Genomic DNA, 21,923 nt, shown 5'->3' with positions numbered 1-21,923 from the left:
AGCGCCGCCCGCAGGCCCGTTGCCGGGGGCGGCCTTCCGGTACTTTTGAGGAGCGGTCGCGAAGGGTGCCGGTGAAGCGCCCGCGCAGGGGACCGCATTGGGAGACATGTCGCATCCCCTACGGTGTGGGAAATGCCCGGAAGAACGTCCGGGACCGCGTGGGCACCGTATGGGACGCGATGGTTGGGGGAGAGTAGTCCGTGGCGACCGAGACCCGGACCACCCAAGGCGCTCCGCCGCCGGGTGGCGTATCGTTTTCCCTCAGCGACCCGACGTTCCGCGCCATCGTCTACCAGATCCTGGTGGTCGGCGCGGTCGTCCTGGTCGGCTGGTTCCTGATTTCCAACACGCTCGACAACCTCGCGCGGCGCTCGATCGCGACCGGTTACGATTTCCTGGAGCGTGAAGCGGCCTTCGGCATCGGCGAATCGCTGATCGACTATTCGCCGAAGGACAGCTATGGCCGTGCCTTCCTGGTCGGCGTGCTGAACACGCTGAAGGTGTCGATCATCGGCGTCATTCTGGCGACGATCATCGGCACGATCATCGGCGTCGCCCGCCTGTCCAGCAACTGGCTGATCGCCAAGCTCGCCTCGACCTATGTCGAGGTGGTGCGCAACATCCCGCCGCTGCTGCAGCTGTTCTTCTGGTATGCGCTGGTGTCGGAAAGCCTGCCGCCGGTGCGCCAAGCCCTGAACCCGCTGCCGGGCGTCTTCCTGTCCCAGCGCGGCCTGCGCGTGCCGGTTCCGGCACCCGATCCCGTCTGGGCCAACATGGGTATCGCCCTGCTGGTCGCCATCGTCGTCGCCTGGGGCGTATCGCGCTGGGCCAGGGCGCGGCAGGCACGGACCGGGCAGACCTTCCCGGCCGGCTGGACTGGTTTGGGCCTGATCGTCGGCCTGCCGCTGCTGACCTGGATCGCGGGCGGTGCGCCGGCGGCTATGGATGTGCCGAAGCTGGCAGGCTTCAACTTCGCCGGCGGCGCGGCCATCTCGCCCGAGTTCTTCGCCATCCTGACCGGCCTGACCATCTACACCGCGGCCTTCATCGCCGAGGTGGTGCGCAGCGGCATCATAGCGGTCAACTGGGGCCAGACGGAGGCGGCGCGCGCGCTCGGCCTGCCCAGTGGCCCGACGTTGCGCCTCGTCATCCTGCCGCAGGCGTTGCGGGTGATCGTGCCGCCGCTGACCAGCCAGTATCTCAACCTGACCAAGAACAGCTCGCTGGCGCTGGCCATCGGCTATCCGGATCTGGTGTCGATCGCCAACACGACGCTGAACCAGACCGGTCAGGCGATCGAAGGCGTGACGATGATCATGGGCACCTATCTGGTCATCAGCCTCAGCATCTCGATCTTCATGAACTGGTACAACAAGCGCATCGCGCTGGTGGAGCGGTAACGGCCATGACCGACAACGTGCAAAGCGTCGGCCTGCCGGACGAGCGTCCGCCGGCCAACACCGTCGGCCCGCTCGCGTGGCTGCGGACCAATCTGTTCAACACCTGGTACAACGCCATCCTGACCGTGCTGGTGCTGGCCCTTCTGGCGTCGGCGGTCCCGCCATTCGTCAACTGGCTGCTGATCCGCGCCCACGGGTTCGATTCCTCCTCCACCGTCTGCCGGCAGGATGCCGGCGGCGCCTGCTGGGGCTTCATCAGCGAGAAGCTGCGCTTCATCATGTTCGGGATGTTCCCGTGGGATGAGCAGTGGCGCCCGCTGGTGACGATCTGCATCATCATCGCGCTGCTGGTCGTCAGCTGCGACCGCCGCTTCTGGAAGCCGTGGCTGGGGTTGGTCTGGGCCGCAGGGCTGGCGCTGGTCGCCGTGCTGATGTGGGGCGGCGTCCTCGGCCTGACCTATGTCGAGAACACGCTGTGGGGCGGCCTGCCGCTGACCCTGATCCTGTCGGTGATCGGTCTGGCCGTGGCCTTCCCGGTGGCGATCCTGCTGGCGCTGGGTCGCCGGTCGAACATGCCCGCGGTCAAGGTGCTGTGCGTCACCTATATCGAGCTGATCCGCGGCGTGCCGCTGATCAGCTTGCTGTTCATGGCGTCGGTGATGCTACCGCTGTTCCTGCCCAACGGCGTGTCGATCGACAAGCTGCTGCGCGCGCAGATCGCCTTCATCATGTTCGCCGCCGCCTATATGGCCGAAGCCATCCGCGGCGGCCTGCAGGCGATCCCCAAGGGCCAGTACGAGGCCGCGGACGGGCTGGGGCTGTCCTACTGGCAGAAGATGCGCAAGATCATCCTGCCGCAGGCGCTGGCCATCGCCATTCCGCCGCTGGTGAACACCTTCATCAGCTTCTTCAAGGACACCTCGCTGGTCATCATCATCGGCCTGTACGACCTGCTCGGCACCGCGAAGGCCGCGCTGTCCGATCCGTCCTGGCGCGGTTTCTACCGCGAGGCCTATCTGTTCATCGGCGTGATCTACTGGGTCTTCTGCTACAGCATGTCCAAGTACAGCCAGAAGCTGGAACGCGATCTCAATCGCGGCCACCGTCGCTAGATCCACGCCGTCAAGGGAGACCACGTCACATGTCCCAGGCCATGTCCCAGGGCAACGCCAAGGCCAAGCACGTTCTCAGCGGCGAGGAAATCATCCGCTGCACGGGCGTCAACAAGTGGTACGGCGAGTTCCACGTCCTGAAGAACATCGACCTCAACGTCCAGAAGGGCGAGCGCATCGTCGTCTGCGGCCCCTCGGGCTCCGGCAAATCGACGATGATCCGTTGCCTGAACCGGCTTGAGGAGCATCAGAAGGGCACCATCGTCATCGATGGGATCGAGTTGACCAACAACCTGAAGAACATCGAACTGGTCCGGCGCGAGGTCGGCATGGTGTTCCAGCACTTCAACCTGTTCCCGCACCTGACCGTGCTGGAGAACTGCACGCTCGCCCCGATCTGGGTCCGCAAGAAGCCGAAGGCGGAAGCGGAGGAGATCGCGATGAGCTACCTGAAGCGGGTGCGCATCGCCGAGCAGGCCTACAAGTATCCCGGCCAGCTGTCGGGCGGACAGCAGCAGCGCGTCGCCATTGCGCGGTCGCTGTGCATGAGCCCGAAGGTGATGCTGTTCGACGAGCCGACCTCGGCCCTCGACCCCGAAATGGTGAAGGAAGTTCTGGATGTCATGATCGGTCTGGCCGAGGACGGCATGACCATGCTGTGCGTGACGCACGAGATGGGGTTTGCCAAGTCGGTCGCCGACCGGGTGATCTTCATGGACCGCGGCGAGATCGTTGAGCAGGACACGCCGGACAATTTCTTCTCGAATCCGAAGTCGGAGCGCACGCGTCTCTTCCTCAGCCAAATTCTAAACCACTGATCCCGGCTGCGGACCGGCGGTTACGTCCGGTCCGTCATTCGGAAACAAAACACCTCGGATCACCGTGCGCGGCGCAATGTCCTGTAGCGCTGCGCACCGGTTTGCGGTTCAATCGGTCGCCTGACGTGCTGCTCGACCGAATCGCTCACGGAGACCGAGGTTATGGACCTGCTCAGCCCCCGTCCCAGCGTTGGCCAGATCAAGCCGTACCGTCCCGTTCGCCCGCCCCGCGACGGCCGCCGGTGGATCGACCTGTCCCTGACCCACAACCCGCTTGGACCCAGCCCGCTGGCCCTCGATGCCTATTGCGAGGCGGCAACCCGCATCCACTGCTATCCCGACTGGGACCAGGATCCGCTGCGCCATGCCATCGCGCGCCGCCATTCCATCGACGCCGACCACATCGTCTGCACCGCCGGATCGGAGGAACTGATCCATTTGGTCGCCCAGGCCTTCGCCGGCCCCGGTGACGAGGTGCTGTGCCACGAGCGCGGCTATCGCGGTTTCATCAAGGCGATCCGCGCCACCGGCGCCACCGCTGTCGTCGCGGCGGAGCGCGACATGGTCGTGGATGTTGAGGCGATGATTGACCGCGCGACGGAGCGCACGCGGATCTGCTTCCTCGCCAACCCGAACAACCCGACCGGCACCTACATCCCGGCCGAGGCGGTGCAACGGCTGCGCGCCGGCTTGCCGTCGCACACGCTGCTGGTTCTGGATTCCGCCTATGCCGATTATTGCCGGATGCCGGACTACAGCGACGGAACGGAGATCGTCGAAAACTCCGACAATGTCCTGCTGATCCGCACCTTCTCCAAGATGCACGGGCTGGCCGGCTTGCGGGTGGGCTGGGGCTATGGTCCCTCCACGGTCATCGAGGCGGTGAACGCCATCCGCGGCGCCTTCAACGTCTCGCTCCCCGCCCAATTGACCGCCGCCGCCGCACTGAGCGACGCGGAGCATGAGGAGGCGACCTTCGCCCACAATGCGCAGTGGCTGCCCTGGCTGTCGCGCGAGTTGGAGCGGGTGGGGCTGCGCGTCTATCCCAGCGTCTGCAACTTCGTGCTGGCCCGCGTTCCGACCGACCCGTCGCTGGGCACCCAGGCGGTGATCGACCATCTCGCCCGCCGCGGCATCCTGGTGAAGCCGGTGGCCGACTATGGCCTGCCTGACTGCCTGCGCATCACCGTTGGCCGCGAGGAGGAGAACAAGGCGCTGGTCGTGGCGCTGGCCGAAATTCTCGGTTGAGGGCCGAGGGTTTCGAGGCGATCGGGAGACAGAGATTTTCACCGCTTTTGATGCAGATCAACGAAGCGCATATCCGTTTCCGGATAAGGTCCGTGTTGTCTCTAACCCTCCCTGTATCACTGAACCGGAGCATCCGCATGGATGTCTCCGGTTTTTCTTTGCCGGGAGGGCCGCCGGTGAAAAGCGCCGTTCCGTTGACATGCATCAACGCGGCAGGCGGGATGAGGGCGTAGACCTATGACTGTCTCTAACCCTCCCTGTTTCACAGGAGGCTCCGGTTCCGGTGCCTCCTGTTTTTTTGTCCGCGATCAGGCTGGTTTCAGGACGGCGGACGGGAGCGGTTCCAGCGCAGGATCAGCCCGAGCAGCGACAACGGCACCACCACCACGGCGCCGATCAGGATATAGGGCAAGGCCCAGCCGCCGGCTTCGACCAACAGCGCTGCGATGTCCTGTATCGTTTGCCAACTGTTGGTCAGGATGCTGGCCGGGTTGATGTTCAGAAACGACAGCACGAAGCCGACGACGAAGCACAGCACCAGCGTCCGAATGATCCAGCCCACCAAGGCCCCATCTCCCCATCGTCACGGCGGAGCTTCCGCCTCGCCCGAAGGAACGCACCGGCCCGCAAATGGGTTCCGGCATCCCGCGGTAGATGGGGCGGGGTGGCTGGGGTGGTCAAGGGGGAGGCGCGTTGACGGACGATGCCCCAGCCTCACCCCGCCAGCGGAATATGCTCCCCCGCGCTGCGCGGCAGAACGCCGTCCAGCCGGGGGTCGCGCACCTCGCGGGCGACATGGCGGGTGGGGACGAAGCCCATGCTCTGGTATAGCGGCAGCGCCTTCGGATGGTCGAAGGTGCAGGTGTTGACGAGCAGCTTCTTCGCGCCGCCTTCCCACGCCTTGCGGATGATGCTGTCGAGCACCCAGGGGCCGAGCTTGTGGCCGATGAAGTCGGGGATCAGCCCGAAATAAGCCAAGTCGGTCTCGCTGGTCCGCCGGTCCAGTTCCGCGAAGCCGGCGGGCGTGCCGTCGACATAAAGCACCCAGACCTCCACCAGTGGGTCGAGGATTGAGCGCTCCAACTCCTTGCGCGGCATGCGGCGGCGTTCGTGCCACAGCCAGGGCTCGCCCACCGTGTCGTAGAGATAGCGGTAGAAGGACCAGGTCGGCGGATTCGCCCGCAGCAGCGACAGGTTGCCTTTCGGCTGGCGCACCGGCTCGTGGGCCGGCGGCGCGGTCATCTGCAGATAGGTGACGATCACCGGCAGATGGCCCGGCCGGCTGGCGGCGGGAACGGCGGGGCGGGTCAGGGAGAAGGGTTGGTCAGCCATTTCTGCATCATCGTGACGGGCGATCTGGCATAGCCGAGACGTTCGTAGAAGGCCAGCACCCGTTGGTTGGTCTCGCGGACGAGGAGTTGGACCTTGGGCATGCCGGCGGCACCCAGCCAGCCTTCCGCCTCCGCCACCATACGGCGGCCGAGGCCGCGGCCCTGCCGGGCTGGGTCCACCGCGACGTAATAGATCCAGCCGCGGTGTCCATCCTGCCCGACCATGGCGGTGGCGACGATCCTGCCGCCGTCGACTGCGGCAAGCACCGTCGAACTGGACTTCGACAGCGCCAGCGCGAAGTCCGCCGCCGGATCGTTCCAGGGCACCACCAGCCCGCAGGCGGTCCACAGTGCCACGACGGCATCGCAGTCTTCCGCGCTGCAGGGCCGGACGGTGACGGGATCGGTCACGGTCGCCGCGCTTCGGCTTCCCGCGGTCCGGTCTCCAGCGGCAGATCCTCCCGCAGACCCCATTCGGCCCAGGAGCCGTCATAGATCGCCACGTCCGGCTTGCCGGCGGCGGCAAGGCCCAGCGCGAGGACGCAGGCGGTGATGCCGCTGCCGCAGGAGGCGACCACCGGCCGGTCGAGGTCGAGACCGGCGGCACGCGCCTTGGCAGCGATGGCGTCCGGCGGAAGCAGGGTCTTGGTTTCAGGATCGATCAGGTCGGTGTGGGGCAGGTTGAAGCTGCCGGGAATGCGGCCGCTGCGCCGTCCGGGCCAGGGCTCCGCTACCGCGCCTTCGAATCGCGGCTGGGCGCGGGCATCGGTGATCTGGTCGGCCCTCGCATCGATGTTGGCGAGAACCTGATCGGCGCTGCGGATCAGCTCCGGACGCCTGCGCGCAGTGAAGCTCGCCTGCTGTGCCGGGGCCGGCTCACCTGCTTCCGTCGGGCGTCCTTCCGCCAGCCATTTCGGCAGACCGCCGTCCAGAACCGCCACACGGTCGAAGCCGAACAGGCGGAACAGCCACCAGACGCGCGCCGCGGCGGTCGCCATGCCCGCGGTGTCATAGACCACCACCGTGTCGCCGTCGCCGATGCCCAGCGCGCCGATCTTCGCGGCGAAGGTCGCCTCGTCGGGGGCCATGTGCGGCAGCGGATGGGTGTCCGGCGCCGCCACCTCGTCGACGTCGCACAGGCGGGCGCCGGGGATGTGGCTGGCGGCGAACTCCGCCCGGATGTCGCGCTTCAGGGCCGGCATGTGCCAGGACCCGTCGAGCAGCTTCAGGCCCGGCCGGCCGAGGTTGCGGGCAAGCCAGTCGGTGGAGACGACGGGGCCGGTCAGCGGGTCAACGGTGCTGTCGCTCATGCTGCGCGTCCTTCAAGAAGCTCGGTGAATGGGCTCAGTCCTTCAGCGCGATGACGACGCGCCGGTTCTGCTTGCCCTTGTTTTCGATCTTCGTCACCTCGATTCCGCCGATCTCGCCGGTGCGGGCGACATGGGTGCCCCCGCAAGGCTGCAGATCGACGCCCTCCACGCTCAGCAGACGGACGCGGCCGCTGCCTGTCGGCGGCTTCACCGACATGGTCCGGACCAGTTCCGGCTTCGCCGCCATTTCCTCGTCGGTGATCCACTGGGTGCCGACGGGCGTGTCGGCGGCGATCAGCCTGTTCACCGCCTCGGCGATGGCATCCTTGTCCAGCGATTCGGCCGGTACGTTGAAGTCGAGCCGGCTCTTGTCCGCGCCGATCTGTCCGCCGGTGACCGATCCCGGAACGACGGCGCACAGCAGGTGCAGGGCGGTGTGCATCCGCATGTGGCGGTGGCGACGCTCCCAATCGATCACCGCCTCCACCGCGGTGCCGGGGGTGGGCAGCTCCTGCCCGTCCTCCGGCACATGGATGACGTCGTCGGCGCCGCCGTCGCCCTTCACCGTGTCCTTGATGCGGACTTCCAGCCCGTCGAAGCGCAAGGTCCCGCTGTCGCCCGGCTGCCCGCCGCCGGTCGGATAGAAGACGGTGCGGTCGAGCCGGATGCCGCGCTCGTCCACCGCCGTGACGGTGGCGACGCAGTTGCGGGCGTAGGCGTCCTCACGGAATAGCGCGTCCATGTCTCCCTGGGGCTCCCTTGGAAGGACTCAGGCCAGCCAGTCTGGCACCGGAAGATTCTTCTCACGGAGGAAGTCAGGATTGAAGAGCTTCGATTGGTAACGCTGCCCCCCGTCGCACAGGATGGTCACCACCGTGTGGCCGGGGCCGAGGTCGCGCGCCACCCGCATCGCCGCGGCGATGTTGATGCCCGAAGAGCCGCCCAGAACCAGGCCCTGCGTCTTGATCAGGTCGAAGATGATCGGCAGCGCTTCCTCATCCGGGATCTGCACTGCGTCGTCGATCGGTGCGTCTTCCAGGTTGGCGGTGATGCGGCCCTGGCCGATGCCTTCGGTGATGGAACTGCCTTCCGACTTCAGCTCGCCTTTGGTGTAGTAGCTGAACAGCGCCGCACCCATCGGGTCGGCGAGCGTGATGCGGATGTTCGGGTTCCGCTCCTTCAGCGCCAGGGCGATGCCGGCCAGCGTGCCGCCGCTGCCCACCGCGCAGGTGAAGGCGTCGATTTTGCCGCCGGTCTGCTCCCAGATCTCCGGTCCGGTGGTGGTGCGGTGCCCCTCGCGGTTGGCGGTGTTGTCGAACTGGTTTGCCCAGACGACGCCGTTCGGCTCGGTCTTCGCCAGTTCCTCGGCGAGCCGGCCGGAATAGCGGACGTAATTGTCGGGGTTGGAATAGGGGACTGCCGGGACGAGGCGCAGGTCGGCGCCGATCAGCCGCAGCATGTCCTTCTTTTCCTGGCTTTGTGTTTCCGGCATCACGATGACGGTGCGATAGCCCAACGCATTGCCGACAAGGGCCAGCCCGATGCCGGTGTTGCCGGCGGTGCCCTCGACGATGGTGCCGCCGGGGCGCAGCAGCCCGCGCTGTTCCGCGTCGCGGACGATGGCGAGGGCGGCGCGGTCCTTCACCGACCCGCCCGGGTTCAGGAACTCCGCCTTGCCCAGAATCTCGCAGCCCGTCGCCTTCGATGGCCCTTCCAGGCGAATCAGCGGCGTGTTGCCGATGGCGCCGATGAAGCCGTTGCGGATGTCCAAGACGGGTACTCCCAAGGTCTGATGTGGAATGCTGCCGATACTATCAGGGCTGCGGTCACCGGTTTCAAGATGAGGGTGTGAAATGCTGCATTGAACGCAGTTTGAATGTGAAAATTGATCGAGTGCAGGCTTCGAATGCCCCCTCCCTAACCCTCCCCCACCTTCGGTGGGAGAGGGGACTGCCGCCTTGCAAACTCTCCCCTCTACCGCCGAAGGCGGGGGAGGGAAGGGACCCATGCGCAGCATGAGAAGGGAGGGGGCAAGCACCTAGCGCACTCACCCCTGACCCAGCCAGCGCTTGCGCAGGGACTCGCGATGGCGGGCGAGCCAGCCGATGGCGATGATGGCGACGGAGTTGCGCAGGCGGTTCTCGTCCATCATGCGGATCACCTCATCCGCCGGCAGGGCCATGATGCGGATGTCCTCGTGCTCCTCCTCCAGCCCGCCGGAGGCTGCGAGGTTGCGGCTGTCGACTCGGCCGCAGAAGACGGTGACCAATTCGGTGAAGGCGCCGGGGCTGACGTAATAGTCGCAAATCTGCTCGATCTCGCGGATTTCGCAGCCGGCCTCCTCCAGCGATTCGCGGCGTGCCACCTCTTCCGGAGTTTCGCCTTCACCGACCATGCCGGCGACGATCTCGGTCATCCAGGCCGGGCCGCCCGCCGCGGCGGAGCCGACGCGGAACTGTTCGATCATCACCACGGTATCGCGATCGGGGTCGTACAGCAGGACGCCCACGGCCTCGCCGCGGTCGCAGACCTCGCGCGGCGGCAGCACGTCGGTCCAGGTTCCATCGAACTTCTTGTGGCGCAGGCGGTACACGTCGATGGTCAGGAAGCCCTTGTAGGGAGTCTTCTTGTCGAGAATCTCGATATCGGGATGGTTCATGGTCGGCACGGTCCCAGGGGATGGCTGTTGCCGGCAGGGTGCACCGCCGGAACGGAGCCGACAAGCACGCGGCCGGGTGGTGCGGTCAAAGGGTCGGATTCAGCCGCAGGAACCTCACGCGGTCGGCCGAGGGCACAGGCACCGGGGTCAAGGTGGCGCCGCGCATCACCTCCAGCGGCACGACCACGCCCGCCGGTCCCAGGCCCCAGAGCTTGCGGTAGAAGTCGGCCAGTCCGGTAAAGCGCTGACCGCCGACTCCTACGATCCGGTCACCGGGGCGCAGGCCCGCCGAGTCGGCCGGGCTGCGCGGCGACACCTTCTCCACCATCAGCTGGCCCATCTCCTCCCGCAGGGTGACGCCCAGCCAGGGCCGCGCCGGCTCCTGCCGCCGGCCGTAGGCGAGCAGGTCGGCCAGGATTGGTTCAAGGGCGGAGACGGGGACGAACATGTTGCCGGGAAGGCCGCGCCCTTCCATCGCCTCCATCACCAGAAGCGAGCCGATGCCGACCAGCCGGCCTTCGCGGTTCACCAGGGCGGCGCCGTTGAAGGCGCGGATCGGCGGGAAGGTGAACAGCGCCTCCTCCAGCAGATACTCCCAATAGCCGGCGAACTCCCGCTTGCTGACCACCTTCACGGCGGCGGCACCGCGGCCGTCGCCGCCGCTCAGCGCCAGCAGCGTGTCACCCTCCTTCACCGCCGCCGAATCGGCCAGCCGCAGCCAGGGCGCCTGGAATCCCAATTCCGCCCGCAGCAGGCCGAACCCGCTGACGGGATCGTAGGCGATCATGTTGGCGGGATGGCTGCGCCCATCGGCGGCGGTGACCTGGATCTGCGAGGCCTCCATCACCGTGTATCCGATGGTCAGGATCAGGCCGGAGCCGTCGATGACGACGCCGCTGCCCTCGCGCTCCGTTCCCAGGCTGCGGGCGCTCTGGCTGTCGGGCGGCACGACGGCGCGGATGCCGACGATGGAGCGGACGACGCGCTCCGGGTCCAGCTGCTCCGGTTCGGCCGCCAAGGCCGGGCCGAAGGCCAGAGCGAAGGCAAGGAACAGAAAGCCGGCCGCCCAGCGCGGCGCGACCGGTGTTGAGAGGACCCGCATGACACCGAACTCCCGCGCTATGGCAGGGCCAGAGGGCACCCCCGCCGCCGCGCGGCCCTGTCCGTCGCGACTCGGGTGACTCAGTTATGACATTGCGTGCGAGTCGCGGCTCATCAAGCCGTCATTCGTCTTGAGCCCGGCAGGAGGTGCGGAAACATACCGGGGCCGCCCGCTGTTGTCCTGTGCGACCCAAGAGTCATACGGAAAGGCGATATCATGCCCATCAACAGCGATCAGGACCTGGAGCGGGCGGTGCAGGAGTTCCAGCGCCTGAGCGACGCGCCGGACGAGTCGGAGGAGGGACGCCGCCGCAGCGTTCTGGACGCGGACATCAAGGCGTACTACGCCAAGTGCGCCAACACGCTCCGGCCGGGAAAGCCGCCCTCCACCGGTTGAGGGGAGGAAATGCGGCAACCGTGGCGACCGGGCGGGGCGGCCGGCAATGAGGCCGGCCATCAGAAGGAGACCGGTCCGCGATGAAGCGACTCGACACCTGCTACACCTGCCGATTCTGGGAGGGGCAGGGGCTCCGCCAGCGCGGGCCCAAGGGGACCTGCCGGCGCTATCCGCCGGTGGTTACCCCGCGCAGCCCGGAAGGCGATTTCCCCATCACCCTGTCCACCGACTGGTGCGGGGAGTGGAAACGGGTCGCCGTCGCGGCCGGCGCCGATCCGTCCGACCCCGACGGGACCATATACGACGATCTGATCGAATAGTCCGGGCGTCACCGCGGATGGGGCGGGATGACCAGGACCGGCGTGTTCTCGTAGGCCTGCGGCCTGCTGTCGGTCGCCGTCCCGTCCCAATCGGCGCTGAAGGCCAGCAGGGCCAGCAGCACCGCCGCGACGAACAGCAGGATGGCTGTCACGCAGTCGATGGTCCGTACCGGCTGTTCGCCGTTGTCGGGCGATCGACGATGGCCGGAGCCGTCGACCGGGGGGGCGGTGCGGAAGCGTTCGGACTGGAATGGCAGAAGCACGGCGAACCTCCATCGTCTGGAGACGCCCGGCCCACGACTTAGGTCCGGAATTGTTATCAAGTCTAACGCCGTGCGGCTTCGCGCGGCATTTCGCTTCCGGCAAGTCTGGATCGTCTTTTGGGTCTAGTTCTGAGTAGAGCGGACGGCCGTCGGACCTAGACCGGCCGCTTTAAACCGAATTCGGGTACTGAAGGGCCACAGTCAAGCAGCAATAGCCTGGAAACAGAAAAAGCCGGATGCGCTGGGCATCCGGCTTTTTCAATCTGGCTCCCGGTGCTGGACTCGAACCAGCGACAAGCGGATTAACAGTCCGCTGCTCTACCAACTGAGCTAACCGGGATCGGTGACCGGCCTTTCGGCGGCCGCCGTTGTTGGCGTGGCGGGTGTATAGCCGAACCGTTCGGCCCTGCCAAGCCAATTCCGACAGAAAAGCGAATTTATTTTCGGAAGGGGGTGAGCGGCCATTCCACCAGCGAAAACAAGGCCCAAACGCAAAAAGCCCCGCCGGAGCGGGGCTGTGTTCGGGCCGTTGCCTGGGGCTTTGGCTGTCGCCTGTCACTGTATCGTCAAGTTGTCAGGTATGGAGGCACGGGCGGGAATCGAACCCACGTACACGGATTTGCAGTCCGCTGCATCACCACTCTGCCACCGCGCCATCCTGACCGGCACCGGCGCGCCGTTTCCGGTGCGCCCTCGGTGTGGAGCGGTGGTATAGCGGCACGGAACGGAGCGGTCAAGGCGAATGGTGACGATTTTTGAACATCGTTGAACGTCCCGTGCGAACCTGTCCGCCGGCTCAATCCGATGCGGTCGTCCGGGGTCGGTTTTTTCCGGTTCCCGGCAAAGGCCCTACACAGCCGTGGCCTGAATCCCTGTGGCGTTGTGTTCGCCCGGCCTTTGCGGCTATATACCGCCATGGCAGGAAGCCGTCCGCTGTTCGGCTTGGTGCCGGTGTCGTCACAACACATTAATAAGCGACCGCCATGACCGATTTCGCCGCCGCACGCTATTTCATGGTCGAGGGACAGATCCGCCCCAACAAGGTGACCGATCATCGTCTCGTCGATGTCCTGTCGGAGCTTCCGCGCGAAGCCTTCGTACCTGAGTCGGCGCGCGGCGTCGCTTATGTCGACGACGATCTTCCCATCGGCAAGGGCCGCTTCCTGCTGGAGCCGATGGTGTTCGCCCGCATGCTGCAGGCGGTCGCCGTGCAGGAGACCGACCGGGTGCTCGACGTCGGCGCGGCCGGCGGCTATTCCACCGCCGTGCTGGGCCGTCTGGCCGCCTCGGTGATCGGGCTCGACTGCGACGAGGGGCTGACCGCCGCCGCGACCGCGGCGCTGGCCGGGCAGGGCATCACCAATGCCAAGGCCGTCACCGGCCCGCTGGCGGAGGGGTACGCCCAAAACGCCCCTTACGATGTCATCGTCGTCGAAGGTACCGTTCCGGAGGTGCCGGCCGCGCTGACCGAACAGCTGGCCGAAGGCGGACGCCTCGTCGCCGTGGTTCAGGGCAGCAGCAGCGTCGGAGAGGTCCGCCTGTTCCAGCGCACCGCCGGCGTCGTGTCCAGCCGCATCCTGTTCGAAGCCAAGCCGCACGCGCTGCCCGGCTTCGAAAAGAAGGCGTCTTTCGTGTTCTGACCGGTTTAGCCGGTTGGAGAGGTCTTTGAACTGAACCGTGCAGTTTACCTCTGCGCGGTTCTGCGCTACCGTCGCCGCCATCCTTGCACGAAAGTGAACACCCATGGCCGCACCGTTTGAGATCGAGGTGGAAGAGCTGGACCGTCGCCGGAAGGCCGGCGACGCGATGGTCGTCCTCGACGTGCGCGAGCCGTGGGAGTTTGCGCTGTGCGCCATCGACGGCAGCCTGCACATCCCGATGAACGGGCTTCCCGGCCGGGTGGACGAGCTGCCGACGGACCGCGACGTCGTCGTCGTGTGTCATCACGGTGGGCGCAGCGCGCAGGTCACCATGTGGCTGCGTTCCAAGGGTTTCGACCGTGCCATCAACCTCGATGGCGGCGTCGATGCCTGGGCGCGCCGAATCGACCCGAACATGAAGGTCTACTGAACATGACCGTGCGAAGCCGTTTTGCGCGCCGCTGGCTGCTGGCGACGGCCCTGACCCTGACCGCCACCATGGGCACAGCAGTGACCGGCGATGGTACGGCCCAGGCGCAGTCCCTCGAACAGGCCCTCGCCCAGGCCTATGCGAACAACCCGACGATCGGCGCCCAGCGCGCCCGCTTGCGCGCCGTCGATGAAGGCGTGCCCCAGGCGTTGTCCGGCTACCGGCCGACGGCGCGGGTCACCGCCGGCATCACGCGTTCGATGGGCGAATCGAAATTCGACGGCGGTTCGACGGGGTCCGAGGCCAATGCGAAAAGCGTCGGCGTGACCGCGACCCAGCCGGTCTACGATGCCACTGTGGCTCCGGCCGTCCGCCGCGCCGAACGGCTGGTCGAGGCGCAGCGCGCCACCCTGATCGCGTCGGAACAGTCGGTGCTGCTCGCCGCTGCTCAGGCCTATCTGGACATCGTCCAGAACCAGGCCATCCTGCAACTGCAGACCAACAACGAGCAGGTGCTGCGCCGACAGCTGGACGCCGCCCGCGACCGTTTCCGCGTCGGTGAATACACCCGCACCGACGTCAGCCAGTCCGAGTCGCGCCTGTCGGCCGCCATCGCGTCGAAGATCTCGGCCGAAGGCACGCTCCGCGCCTCCCGCGCGACCTACGAGCGTCTGGTGGGCTCGGCCCCCGGCGAGTTGAAGGCACCCAAGCCGGCCTTCCGCCTGCCGAAGAACCTGGACGAGCTGGTCGAACTGGCCCGTGCCAACAACCCCAACATCCTGTCGGCTTCCTACTCCGAGGCGGCCCAGCGCGAGGCGGTGGACCAGCAGTACGGCCGCCTGCTGCCGTCGGTGAACCTGTCGGCCAGCGGCACCCGCACCTATGATCCGGGCCGCACGTCCGGCGTCGAGCTGAACCGCTCAGACAGCGCGCAGATCACCGCCCAGGTGACCATCCCGCTCTATCAGGCCGGCCAGCCCGAAGCACTGGTCCGCGAGGCCAAGCAGACGGCCAACCAGGCTCGCCTGCAGATCGAGGAGAGCCGCCGTCAGGTGACCGAGTCGGCTGTCAGCGCCTGGCAGGCCCTGCAGACCGCGCGCGCCAGCATCGAATCCTATTCGGCGCAGATCAAGGCGGCGCAGATCGCCCTGGAAGGCGTCCGTCAGGAGGCGCAGGTCGGGTCGCGCACCGTGCTCGATGTGCTGAACCAGGAACAGGAACTGTTGAACGCCCGCGTCTTCCTAGTCCGTGCCCAGCACGACGAGATGGTCGCGGCCTTCAATGTTCTGGCGGCCAGCGGACAGTTGACCGCCGACCGGCTCAACCTGCCGGTCCAGAAATACGACCCGCAGGCGAATTACGATAAGACGCGGGGCAAGTGGTTCGGAACTTCGGTAACCGAATGAACGAAGCGGCCCGCGAAAGCGGGCCGTTTTTGTATTATGGCTTTTTTGTCATCCCTGCCCTAGGTTTGGGTCGGATTGACGTCTCGGGTTGCCACGATGAGCGATAAGGGCCAGCAAGAACCTTCGATGGAGGAAATCCTCGCCTCCATCCGGCGGATCATTTCCGAGGACGGTGAGCCGGCCAAGTCGGAAACCCAGGCGCCTTCGCCGCCTCCTCCGCCGCCACCCCCTCCGCCGCCTCCGCCGCCCCCGCCGGTGGATGAGGACGACGACGTCCTGGAACTGACCCAGATGGTGGAGGACGAGCCGGACGAGCGCCCGGACTTCGGTCAGCCGGACCCCGATCCCTGGCCCGACGAGCCGGCGTTTCCGGAGCCTTCTCCACCCCCGCCGCCTCCTCCGCCCCGTTGGGAGGAGCCGGAACCCGAACCCATGCCGCCGCCGCGCCCGGCGCGCCGGCCGATGCCGGCCTTCGACGAGTTCGAGGATGACGAGCCGCCGCCCCCGCCGCGTCCGCGCCGCCGGCCGGTCGAGGTGGATGACGGGCTGATCTCCCGCCGGACGGCGGAGGATGCCTCGCATCACCTGACCCATTTGGCGCGCGAGTTGGGCGACGACCTGTCCATCGGCCCGATGCCCATCGGCATCCGCACGGTGGAGGAGGTGGTGCGCGAACTGCTGAAGCCGCTGTTGAAGGAGTGGCTGGACGAGAATCTGCCGACGGTCGTCGAGCGGCTCGTACAGCAGGAGATCGACCGGATGATCCGGCGGTCGCAGAAGTTCTGATCCTGCCTTTCTTGAGCCCCGCCTTTCTGATCCCCGGTTGAGACGTTTCTAGCGAAAGTTCGTGGTGATGTTGGAAAAGACGTACCGGCCCGCCGAGGTCGAGGAGAAGCACTACCGCCTGTGGGAAGAGTCGGGCGCCTTTGCCGCCCAGCCGCAGGGGAACGGCAAGCCCTACACCATCATGATGCCGCCGCCGAACGTAACCGGCAGCCTGCACATGGGCCATGCGCTGACCTTCACCATCCAGGACGTGCTGACCCGCTACAACCGCATGCGCGGCCGCGACGCCCTGTGGCAGCCGGGGACCGACCATGCCGGCATCGCCACCCAGATGGTGGTGGAGCGCAATCTGGCGAAGGACGGCAAGACCCGCCACGATTTCGGCCGCGACGCCTTCATCGACAAGGTGTGGGAATGGAAGGCCGAATCGGGCGGCACCATCACCCGCCAGCTGCGCCGCCTGGGCGCTTCGCCGGACTGGCCGCGCGAGCGCTTCACCATGGACGAGGGGCTGAGCCGTGCCGTCCGCAAGGTGTTCGTGGAGCTGCACCGCCAGGGGCTGATCTACAAGGACAAGCGGCTGGTCAACTGGGACCCGAAGCTGCACACGGCCATCTCCGACCTGGAGGTCGAGCAGAAAGAGATCAAGGGCAACCTCTGGCACTTCCGCTATCCCATCGACGGGGAGGAGGGCCGCTTCATCGTGGTCGCCACCACCCGTCCGGAAACCATGCTGGGCGACACCGGCGTCGCGGTGCATCCGGAGGATGAGCGGTACAAGGACCTGATCGGCAAGATGGTCCGCCTGCCGCTGGTCGGCCGCCTGATCCCGATCGTCGGCGACGAGTATGCCGATCCGGAAACCGGGTCGGGCGCGGTGAAGATCACGCCGGCCCACGACTTCAACGACTTCGAGGTCGGGAAGCGCTGCGGCCTCGAACAGATCAACATCATGGATCGCGACGCCCGGCTGAACGACAACGTTCCCGAGGCCTATCGCGGGCTCGACCGCTACGAGGCGCGCAAGAAGGTTGTCGCCGAACTGGAAGCGCTGGAGCTTCTGGAGAAGATCGAACCGCACACCCACATGGTCCCGCACGGCGACCGCTCCGGTGTCGCCATCGAGCCGTGGCTCACCGACCAATGGTATGTCGACGCCGCGACGCTGGCCAAGCCGGCCATCGAGGCGGTGGAGACCGGCAAGACGGTGTTCGTGCCCAAGCAGTGGGAGAACACCTATTTCGAATGGATGCGCAACATCCAGCCCTGGTGCATCAGCCGCCAGATCTGGTGGGGCCATCAGATTCCGGCCTGGTACGGTCCGGACGGCACCTTCTTCGTCGAGGAGACGGAGGAGGAGGCGCGCGCTGCAGCAGCGAAGCATTACGGCAAGGACGTCGAACTGACCCGCGACGCCGACGTGCTCGACACCTGGTTCTCGTCGGCGCTGTGGCCGTTCTCGACGCTCGGCTGGCCCGACCAGACGCCGGAGTTGGACCGCTATTACCCGACCGACGTGCTGGTGACCGGCTTCGACATCATCTTCTTCTGGGTCGCCCGGATGATGATGATGGGCCTGCACTTCATGAAGGATGTGCCCTTCCGCACCGTCTACATCCATGCCCTCGTCCGTGACGAGAAGGGGCAGAAGATGTCGAAGTCGAAGGGCAACGTCATCGACCCGCTGGAGATCATCGACCAGTACGGCACCGACGCGCTGCGCTTCACCCTGTCGGCTATGGCGGCGCAGGGCCGCGACATCAAGCTGGCGGTGAACCGGGTCGAGGGCTATCGCAACTTCGCCACCAAGCTGTGGAACGCCGCTCGCTATTGCCAGATGAACGGCTGCGAGCCGGTCGCCGGCTACAAGCCGGTCGGCTTGACCCAGACGGTCAACCGCTGGATCGTCGGCGCGCTGGCCGATGCGGCGAAGAAGGTCGCCGAGTCGATCGACGCCTACAAGTTCAACGAGGCCGCCGGTGCCGCCTACCAGTTCACCTGGGGCACCTTCTGCGATTGGTACATGGAGTTCACCAAGCCGATCCTGGCCGGGTCGGACGAAGCGGCGAAGGCCGAGACTCGGGCGACGACCGCCTGGGTGCTCGACCAGATCCTGCACATCCTGCACCCGCTGATGCCCTTCATCACCGAAGAGCTGTGGGAGCAGCTGTCGCCTGCCCGCGCCAACCGCCTGATTTCGGCGGAATGGCCGGAATTCGCCGCCGACATGGTCGATCCGGCCGCGCGCGACGAGATGGATTGGGTGGTGCGACTGATCACCTCGGTCCGCTCCATGCGGTCGGAGATGAACGTCCCGCCGGCGGCGCAGATCGAGCTGAAGCTGAAGGACCCGAACGCGGTCAGCCTGCAACGGTTGGACACCCACCGCGACCTGATCCTGCGCATGGCCCGCCTGTCCAGCGTCGAGCCGCTGCAGGGCGACTTTCCGAAGAGCAGCGTGCAGGCGGTGCTGGACGAGACCACCCTGGTGCTGCCGCTGGAAGGCATCGTCGATCTCGACAAGGAGAAGGCGCGCCTGTCCAAGGAGATCGACAAGCTTGCGGGCGAGATCAAGAAGATCGACGCCAAGCTGTCGAACGAGCAGTTCGTCGCCAAGGCTCCGGAAGAGGTGATCGAGGAGCAGCGCGACCGCCGCGAGGCTGCCGACCAGGCTCGCGACAAGCTGCAGAAGGCGCTGGAGATGCTGGCCGGCTGATCGTCGGCGAGCGGTAAAGGAAAAGCCCCTCCCTCGCGACTGCGGGGGAGGGGCTTTTTGTTTTCGGCGTCCGGTGCCGGCGAGCGGGGCAGGGGCTTTGGCTCAGTGCCGCAGCAGCCCGCGCAGGCGGTAAAGCTCATCCAGGGCTTGGCGCGGCGTCAGGCTGTCGGGGTCGATTCCCGCCAAGGCCTCCTCCACCGGCGACGGTCCCGCAGGCGCCTCGGCCACCGGTTCCGCCTTCGGCGCCGGCCGCTTCAACGCGGCGCTGAACAACGGCAGGTCTTCGGCCAGCCGGTGGATCGTCGCGTTCTGGTCGCCCGATTCCAGCAGCTTCAGCACCTCGTCGGCCCGTCCGACCACGGCGGGCGGCAGGCCGGCCAGCTTGGCGACATGGATGCCGTAACTGCGGTCGGCGGCACCGGCCGTCACCTCGTGCAGGAACACCACGTCGCCCTGCCATTCTTTGATCCGCATGGTGTGGCAGGACAGCGCCGGCAGCTTGGAGGCCAGCATCGTCAGTTCGTGATAGTGCGTGGCGAACAGCGCGCGGCAGCGGTTGACGTCGTGCAGATGCTCGACGCAGGCCCAGGCGATGGACAGGCCGTCGAAGGTCGCGGTGCCGCGGCCGATCTCGTCCAGGATCACCAGGGCGCGGGACCCGGACTGGTTCAGGATCGCCGCCGTCTCCACCATCTCCACCATGAAGGTGGACCGCCCACGGGCGAGGTCGTCGGCGGCGCCGACGCGGCTGTAGAGCCGGTCGACCACGCCGATATGCGCCCGCTCCGCCGGCACGAAGCTGCCCATCTGGGCCAGCACGGCGATCAGCGCGTTCTGGCGCAGGAAGGTCGATTTACCGGCCATGTTCGGACCGGTCAGCAGCCAAAGCCGGTTGTCGGGCGCAAGGTCGCAGTCGTTGGCGACGAACGGCCCGCCATGGGCGGCGTCCAACACCGCCTCGACCACCGGATGCCGGCCGCCCTTGATGGCGAAGGCGAGGCTGTCGTCCACCAGCGGCCGGCTGTAGCGCCGCTCTTCCGCGAGTTCTGCCAGCGAGGTGGCGACGTCCAGCGCCGCCAGCGCATGCGCCGCCTGGGCGATGGCATCGGCGCGGGCGGCCACCGCGTCCACCAGCCCGGCGAACAGCTCCAACTCCACCGCCAGCGCCTTGTCGGCGGCCTCGGAGATGCGGCGTTCCAGATCCGACAGTTCCACCGTGCCGAACCGCACGGCGTTCGCCATGGTCTGGCGGTGCATGAACACCTCGCGCGCCCGGTCCGACATCAGCTTGTCGGCATGGGCGGCGGTGACCTCGATGTGATAGCCCAGCACGTTGTTGTGCTTGACTTTCAGCGACGGCACCCCGGCGATCTCGGCGTATTTGGCCTGCAGCCCGGCGATCAGCCGCCGGCTCTCGTCGCGCAAGGTCACCAGCTCGTCCAGCGCATAGCTGTAGTCGCGGGCGATGAAGCCGCCATCGCGGGCCAGCAGCGGCAGCTCCGACGCCAGCGCCTGGGTCAGCTGGTCGACCAGTTCCGAATGGGCGCCCAGCCGCTTGTCAAGCGCCGCCAGCCCGTCCGGCAGCGGCATGGCCCCGGCCAGTAGTTCGCGGATCGATCCCGCCTGCCGCAGCCCGTCGCGGATGGCGGCCAGATCGCGCGGACCGCCGCGGCCCAGCGTCAGGCGCGACAGCGCGCGTTCCAGGTCGGGGCAACTGCGCAGGGACTGGCGCAGGTCGCCGCGCAGCCGCTCCTCCGTCAGCGCAAACTCCACCATGTCGAGCCGGCGGCCGATGGCGGCGGGATCGGTCAGCGGGGCGGCGAGATGGGCGCAGAGCAGCCGCGCGCCCGCCCCCGTCACGGTACGGTCGATGGTGGCGAGCAGGCTGCCGCGCCGCTCTCCGGTCAACGTCCGGGTCAGTTCCAGGTTGCGGGCGGTGGAAGCGTCGATCTCCATCACCGCGCCCGGCCCGACGCGCCGCGGCGGCGACAGCCGGGGCACCCGGCCCTTCTGCGTCAGCTCGACATAACCGACCAGCGCACCGGCCGCCGCGACCTCCGCCCTGGTGAAGCTGCCGAAGGCGTCCAGCGTGCCGACTCCATACTGGGTCAGCAGGCGTTGCTTGCCGTTCTCGCTGTCGAAACGGGGGGTGGGCTGCACGGTCAGCCGCGACTTCCATTCTCCCCAAAGCTCGAACAGCTCCGGCGTCTGCGACAGCTTTTCGGAGATCAGCACTTCCTGCGGGTCGAGCCGGCCGAGCGCGGCACCCAGCCCGGTCCGCTCCACCGGCTGCACCACCAGTTCGCCGGTCGACATCTCCAGCCAGGCCAGCCCCAGCCCCCCGGCCGTCTCCGCCACCGCCGCCAGCCAGTTGGAGGAGCGGGAATCGAGCAGGCTGTCCTCGGTCAGGGTGCCGGGGGTGACGATGCGGATGACGCCGCGCTTCACCACCGATTTGGAGCCGCGCTTCTTCGCCTCCGCCGGGTCTTCCATCTGTTCGCAGATGGCGACGCGGAAACCCTGGCGGATCAGGCGCTGCAGGTAATTCTCGTGACTGTGCACCGGCACGCCGCACATGGGGATGTCTTCGCCCAGATGCTGGCCGCGCTTGGTCAGCGCAATGTCCAGCGCCGCGGCGGCATTCACCGCGTCGTCAAAGAACATCTCGTAGAAGTCGCCCATCCGGTAGAACAGCAGGCAATCGGGATGCGCCTGCTTGATCTCCAGATACTGCGCCATCATCGGCGTGGCGTCGGGCGGGATGACGATTTCTGCGGTGTCGGACACGGGAACCATGCGGCGGTGGATGGGTGTTGTTTCAGGGGTGCACCCTATCACGGGATATGCAGCCGCGGGATAGGCGGGATGGCCGGTGTTGGGGCAATCTGGCGCGGATGACCGGCCCCGGCTGCGTCCCCATGGCGGTTGACTGGCGCTCGCCGCCGGTCGCTACAATAGGGCAGGGCCCCGCCGGGACGCTTGCGGG

Annotated in this window: 21 protein-coding genes and 2 tRNA genes; 11 read left to right on the top strand and 12 right to left on the bottom strand. The window is 67.0% G+C overall.

Annotated elements, in window-relative coordinates:
- Positions 1 to 200: 200 nt before the first annotated feature.
- The 4 genes from FZ983_RS01070 to FZ983_RS01055 all read left to right on the top strand — a co-directional run bounded on the left by FZ983_RS01070 (position 201) and on the right by FZ983_RS01055 (position 4,578).
- Positions 201 to 1,400: an amino acid ABC transporter permease gene (locus FZ983_RS01070; RefSeq protein ID WP_149221794.1), complete on the top strand. Its 1,200-nt coding sequence runs from the start codon at positions 201 to 203 to the stop codon at positions 1,398 to 1,400.
- A 5-nt stretch (positions 1,401 to 1,405) separates the two neighbouring features.
- A complete protein-coding gene (locus FZ983_RS01065) occupies positions 1,406 to 2,512 on the top strand; it encodes an amino acid ABC transporter permease (protein ID WP_149221793.1) in 1,107 nt (368 codons plus the stop codon).
- Between the two features lie 29 nt (positions 2,513 to 2,541).
- Entirely contained in the window at positions 2,542 to 3,330 is a 789-nt protein-coding gene (locus FZ983_RS01060) for an amino acid ABC transporter ATP-binding protein (protein WP_282186983.1), read from the top strand.
- Between the two features lie 162 nt (positions 3,331 to 3,492).
- Entirely contained in the window at positions 3,493 to 4,578 is a 1,086-nt protein-coding gene (locus FZ983_RS01055; protein WP_149221792.1) for a histidinol-phosphate transaminase, read from the top strand.
- Positions 4,579 to 4,897: 319 nt separating this feature from the next.
- On the opposite strand, the gene FZ983_RS01050 is transcribed toward FZ983_RS01055, so the two are convergent.
- From FZ983_RS01050 to FZ983_RS01015, 8 genes are all read right to left on the bottom strand, one after another.
- Positions 4,898 to 5,140, bottom strand: a complete 243-nt coding sequence (locus tag FZ983_RS01050; RefSeq protein ID WP_247883515.1) for a hypothetical protein — start codon at positions 5,138 to 5,140, stop codon at positions 4,898 to 4,900.
- A gap of 152 nt (positions 5,141 to 5,292) precedes the next feature.
- Positions 5,293 to 5,910: a GNAT family N-acetyltransferase gene (locus FZ983_RS01045; RefSeq protein ID WP_149221790.1), complete on the bottom strand. Its 618-nt coding sequence runs from the start codon at positions 5,908 to 5,910 to the stop codon at positions 5,293 to 5,295.
- Positions 5,886 to 6,320 carry a GNAT family acetyltransferase gene (locus tag FZ983_RS01040; RefSeq protein ID WP_149221789.1) on the bottom strand — a complete coding sequence of 145 codons (435 nt, stop codon included), beginning with the start codon at positions 6,318 to 6,320 and terminating at the stop codon, positions 5,886 to 5,888. Before FZ983_RS01040 ends, FZ983_RS01045 begins: the two co-directional genes overlap by 25 nt.
- Complete coding sequence (locus FZ983_RS01035; protein ID WP_149221788.1) at positions 6,317 to 7,219, bottom strand: rhodanese-like domain-containing protein; 903 nt, start codon at positions 7,217 to 7,219, stop codon at positions 6,317 to 6,319. The genes FZ983_RS01040 and FZ983_RS01035 overlap by 4 nt, the downstream gene beginning before the upstream one ends.
- Before the next feature lie 34 nt (positions 7,220 to 7,253).
- On the bottom strand, positions 7,254 to 7,961 hold the full coding sequence (locus FZ983_RS01030; RefSeq protein WP_149221787.1) for an alanyl-tRNA editing protein: 708 nt from the start codon (positions 7,959 to 7,961) through the stop codon (positions 7,254 to 7,256).
- 27 nt (positions 7,962 to 7,988) lie between these two features.
- Positions 7,989 to 8,990, bottom strand: a complete 1,002-nt coding sequence (locus FZ983_RS01025; protein WP_149221786.1) for a cysteine synthase A — start codon at positions 8,988 to 8,990, stop codon at positions 7,989 to 7,991.
- 276 nt (positions 8,991 to 9,266) lie between these two features.
- On the bottom strand, positions 9,267 to 9,878 hold the full coding sequence (locus tag FZ983_RS01020) for an NUDIX domain-containing protein (RefSeq protein ID WP_149221785.1): 612 nt from the start codon (positions 9,876 to 9,878) through the stop codon (positions 9,267 to 9,269).
- Between the two features lie 85 nt (positions 9,879 to 9,963).
- Positions 9,964 to 10,980 carry a S1C family serine protease gene (locus FZ983_RS01015; protein ID WP_149221784.1) on the bottom strand — a complete coding sequence of 339 codons (1,017 nt, stop codon included), beginning with the start codon at positions 10,978 to 10,980 and terminating at the stop codon, positions 9,964 to 9,966.
- A 216-nt stretch (positions 10,981 to 11,196) separates the two neighbouring features.
- On the opposite strand from FZ983_RS01015, the gene FZ983_RS01010 reads away from it, so the two are divergent.
- Both FZ983_RS01010 and FZ983_RS01005 read left to right on the top strand, forming a co-directional pair.
- Positions 11,197 to 11,376, top strand: coding sequence for a hypothetical protein (locus FZ983_RS01010; protein ID WP_014247878.1), 180 nt, complete (start codon positions 11,197 to 11,199; stop codon positions 11,374 to 11,376).
- A gap of 80 nt (positions 11,377 to 11,456) precedes the next feature.
- Complete coding sequence (locus FZ983_RS01005) at positions 11,457 to 11,696, top strand: hypothetical protein (protein WP_149221783.1); 240 nt, start codon at positions 11,457 to 11,459, stop codon at positions 11,694 to 11,696.
- An 8-nt stretch (positions 11,697 to 11,704) separates the two neighbouring features.
- Here FZ983_RS01005 and FZ983_RS01000 read toward each other — a convergent pair whose 3' ends face one another.
- The 3 genes from FZ983_RS01000 to FZ983_RS00990 all read right to left on the bottom strand — a co-directional run bounded on the left by FZ983_RS01000 (position 11,705) and on the right by FZ983_RS00990 (position 12,614).
- Positions 11,705 to 11,959, bottom strand: coding sequence for a hypothetical protein (locus FZ983_RS01000; RefSeq protein ID WP_149221782.1), 255 nt, complete (start codon positions 11,957 to 11,959; stop codon positions 11,705 to 11,707).
- A 264-nt stretch (positions 11,960 to 12,223) separates the two neighbouring features.
- Positions 12,224 to 12,299 (bottom strand) — tRNA-Asn (locus FZ983_RS00995).
- A 241-nt stretch (positions 12,300 to 12,540) separates the two neighbouring features.
- Positions 12,541 to 12,614: transfer RNA gene (locus FZ983_RS00990), tRNA-Cys, on the bottom strand.
- Positions 12,615 to 12,942: 328 nt separating this feature from the next.
- Between FZ983_RS00990 and FZ983_RS00985 the strand changes: the two genes are divergently transcribed.
- The 5 genes from FZ983_RS00985 (at position 12,943) to FZ983_RS00965 (ending at position 18,937) form a co-directional block, all read left to right on the top strand.
- Positions 12,943 to 13,599 carry a protein-L-isoaspartate O-methyltransferase gene (locus FZ983_RS00985; RefSeq protein WP_149221781.1) on the top strand — a complete coding sequence of 219 codons (657 nt, stop codon included), beginning with the start codon at positions 12,943 to 12,945 and terminating at the stop codon, positions 13,597 to 13,599.
- A 103-nt stretch (positions 13,600 to 13,702) separates the two neighbouring features.
- Complete coding sequence (locus tag FZ983_RS00980) at positions 13,703 to 14,029, top strand: rhodanese-like domain-containing protein (protein ID WP_149221780.1); 327 nt, start codon at positions 13,703 to 13,705, stop codon at positions 14,027 to 14,029.
- Between the two features lie 2 nt (positions 14,030 to 14,031).
- Complete coding sequence (locus FZ983_RS00975; protein WP_149221779.1) at positions 14,032 to 15,435, top strand: TolC family outer membrane protein; 1,404 nt, start codon at positions 14,032 to 14,034, stop codon at positions 15,433 to 15,435.
- A gap of 96 nt (positions 15,436 to 15,531) precedes the next feature.
- Entirely contained in the window at positions 15,532 to 16,221 is a 690-nt protein-coding gene (locus FZ983_RS00970; protein ID WP_149221778.1) for a DUF2497 domain-containing protein, read from the top strand.
- A 67-nt stretch (positions 16,222 to 16,288) separates the two neighbouring features.
- A complete protein-coding gene (locus tag FZ983_RS00965; RefSeq protein WP_188092221.1) occupies positions 16,289 to 18,937 on the top strand; it encodes a valine--tRNA ligase in 2,649 nt (882 codons plus the stop codon).
- A gap of 102 nt (positions 18,938 to 19,039) precedes the next feature.
- On the opposite strand, the gene mutS is transcribed toward FZ983_RS00965, so the two are convergent.
- On the bottom strand, positions 19,040 to 21,733 hold the full coding sequence (gene mutS, locus FZ983_RS00960; RefSeq protein ID WP_149221776.1) for a DNA mismatch repair protein MutS: 2,694 nt from the start codon (positions 21,731 to 21,733) through the stop codon (positions 19,040 to 19,042).
- Positions 21,734 to 21,923 lie beyond the last annotated feature (190 nt).

This window comes from Azospirillum sp. B21, assembly GCF_008364825.1.
In the GTDB taxonomy this organism is placed as follows: domain Bacteria; phylum Pseudomonadota; class Alphaproteobacteria; order Azospirillales; family Azospirillaceae; genus Azospirillum.
The sequence above is the reverse complement of the archived record's forward strand: the minus strand, read 5'-3'. Positions and strand labels throughout refer to the sequence as shown.

Excerpts from the sequence above, each read along its gene's own strand:
- FZ983_RS01065 (WP_149221793.1), top strand. The coding sequence starts at position 1,406 with ATGACCGACAACGTGCAAAGCGTCGGCCTGCCGGACGAGCGTCCGCCG.
- FZ983_RS01060 (WP_282186983.1), top strand. The coding sequence starts at position 2,542 with ATGTCCCAGGCCATGTCCCAGGGCAACGCCAAGGCCAAGCACGTTCTC.
- FZ983_RS01055 (WP_149221792.1), top strand. The coding sequence starts at position 3,493 with ATGGACCTGCTCAGCCCCCGTCCCAGCGTTGGCCAGATCAAGCCGTAC.
- FZ983_RS01045 (WP_149221790.1), bottom strand. The coding sequence starts at position 5,910 with ATGGCTGACCAACCCTTCTCCCTGACCCGCCCCGCCGTTCCCGCCGCC.
- FZ983_RS01035 (WP_149221788.1), bottom strand. The coding sequence starts at position 7,219 with ATGAGCGACAGCACCGTTGACCCGCTGACCGGCCCCGTCGTCTCCACC.
- FZ983_RS01030 (WP_149221787.1), bottom strand. The coding sequence starts at position 7,961 with ATGGACGCGCTATTCCGTGAGGACGCCTACGCCCGCAACTGCGTCGCC.
- FZ983_RS01020 (WP_149221785.1), bottom strand. The coding sequence starts at position 9,878 with ATGAACCATCCCGATATCGAGATTCTCGACAAGAAGACTCCCTACAAG.
- FZ983_RS01015 (WP_149221784.1), bottom strand. The coding sequence starts at position 10,980 with ATGCGGGTCCTCTCAACACCGGTCGCGCCGCGCTGGGCGGCCGGCTTT.
- FZ983_RS01010 (WP_014247878.1), top strand. The coding sequence starts at position 11,197 with ATGCCCATCAACAGCGATCAGGACCTGGAGCGGGCGGTGCAGGAGTTC.
- FZ983_RS01005 (WP_149221783.1), top strand. The coding sequence starts at position 11,457 with ATGAAGCGACTCGACACCTGCTACACCTGCCGATTCTGGGAGGGGCAG.
- FZ983_RS00985 (WP_149221781.1), top strand. The coding sequence starts at position 12,943 with ATGACCGATTTCGCCGCCGCACGCTATTTCATGGTCGAGGGACAGATC.
- FZ983_RS00980 (WP_149221780.1), top strand. The coding sequence starts at position 13,703 with ATGGCCGCACCGTTTGAGATCGAGGTGGAAGAGCTGGACCGTCGCCGG.
- FZ983_RS00975 (WP_149221779.1), top strand. The coding sequence starts at position 14,032 with ATGACCGTGCGAAGCCGTTTTGCGCGCCGCTGGCTGCTGGCGACGGCC.
- FZ983_RS00970 (WP_149221778.1), top strand. The coding sequence starts at position 15,532 with ATGAGCGATAAGGGCCAGCAAGAACCTTCGATGGAGGAAATCCTCGCC.
- FZ983_RS00965 (WP_188092221.1), top strand. The coding sequence starts at position 16,289 with ATGTTGGAAAAGACGTACCGGCCCGCCGAGGTCGAGGAGAAGCACTAC.
- mutS (WP_149221776.1), bottom strand. The coding sequence starts at position 21,733 with ATGGTTCCCGTGTCCGACACCGCAGAAATCGTCATCCCGCCCGACGCC.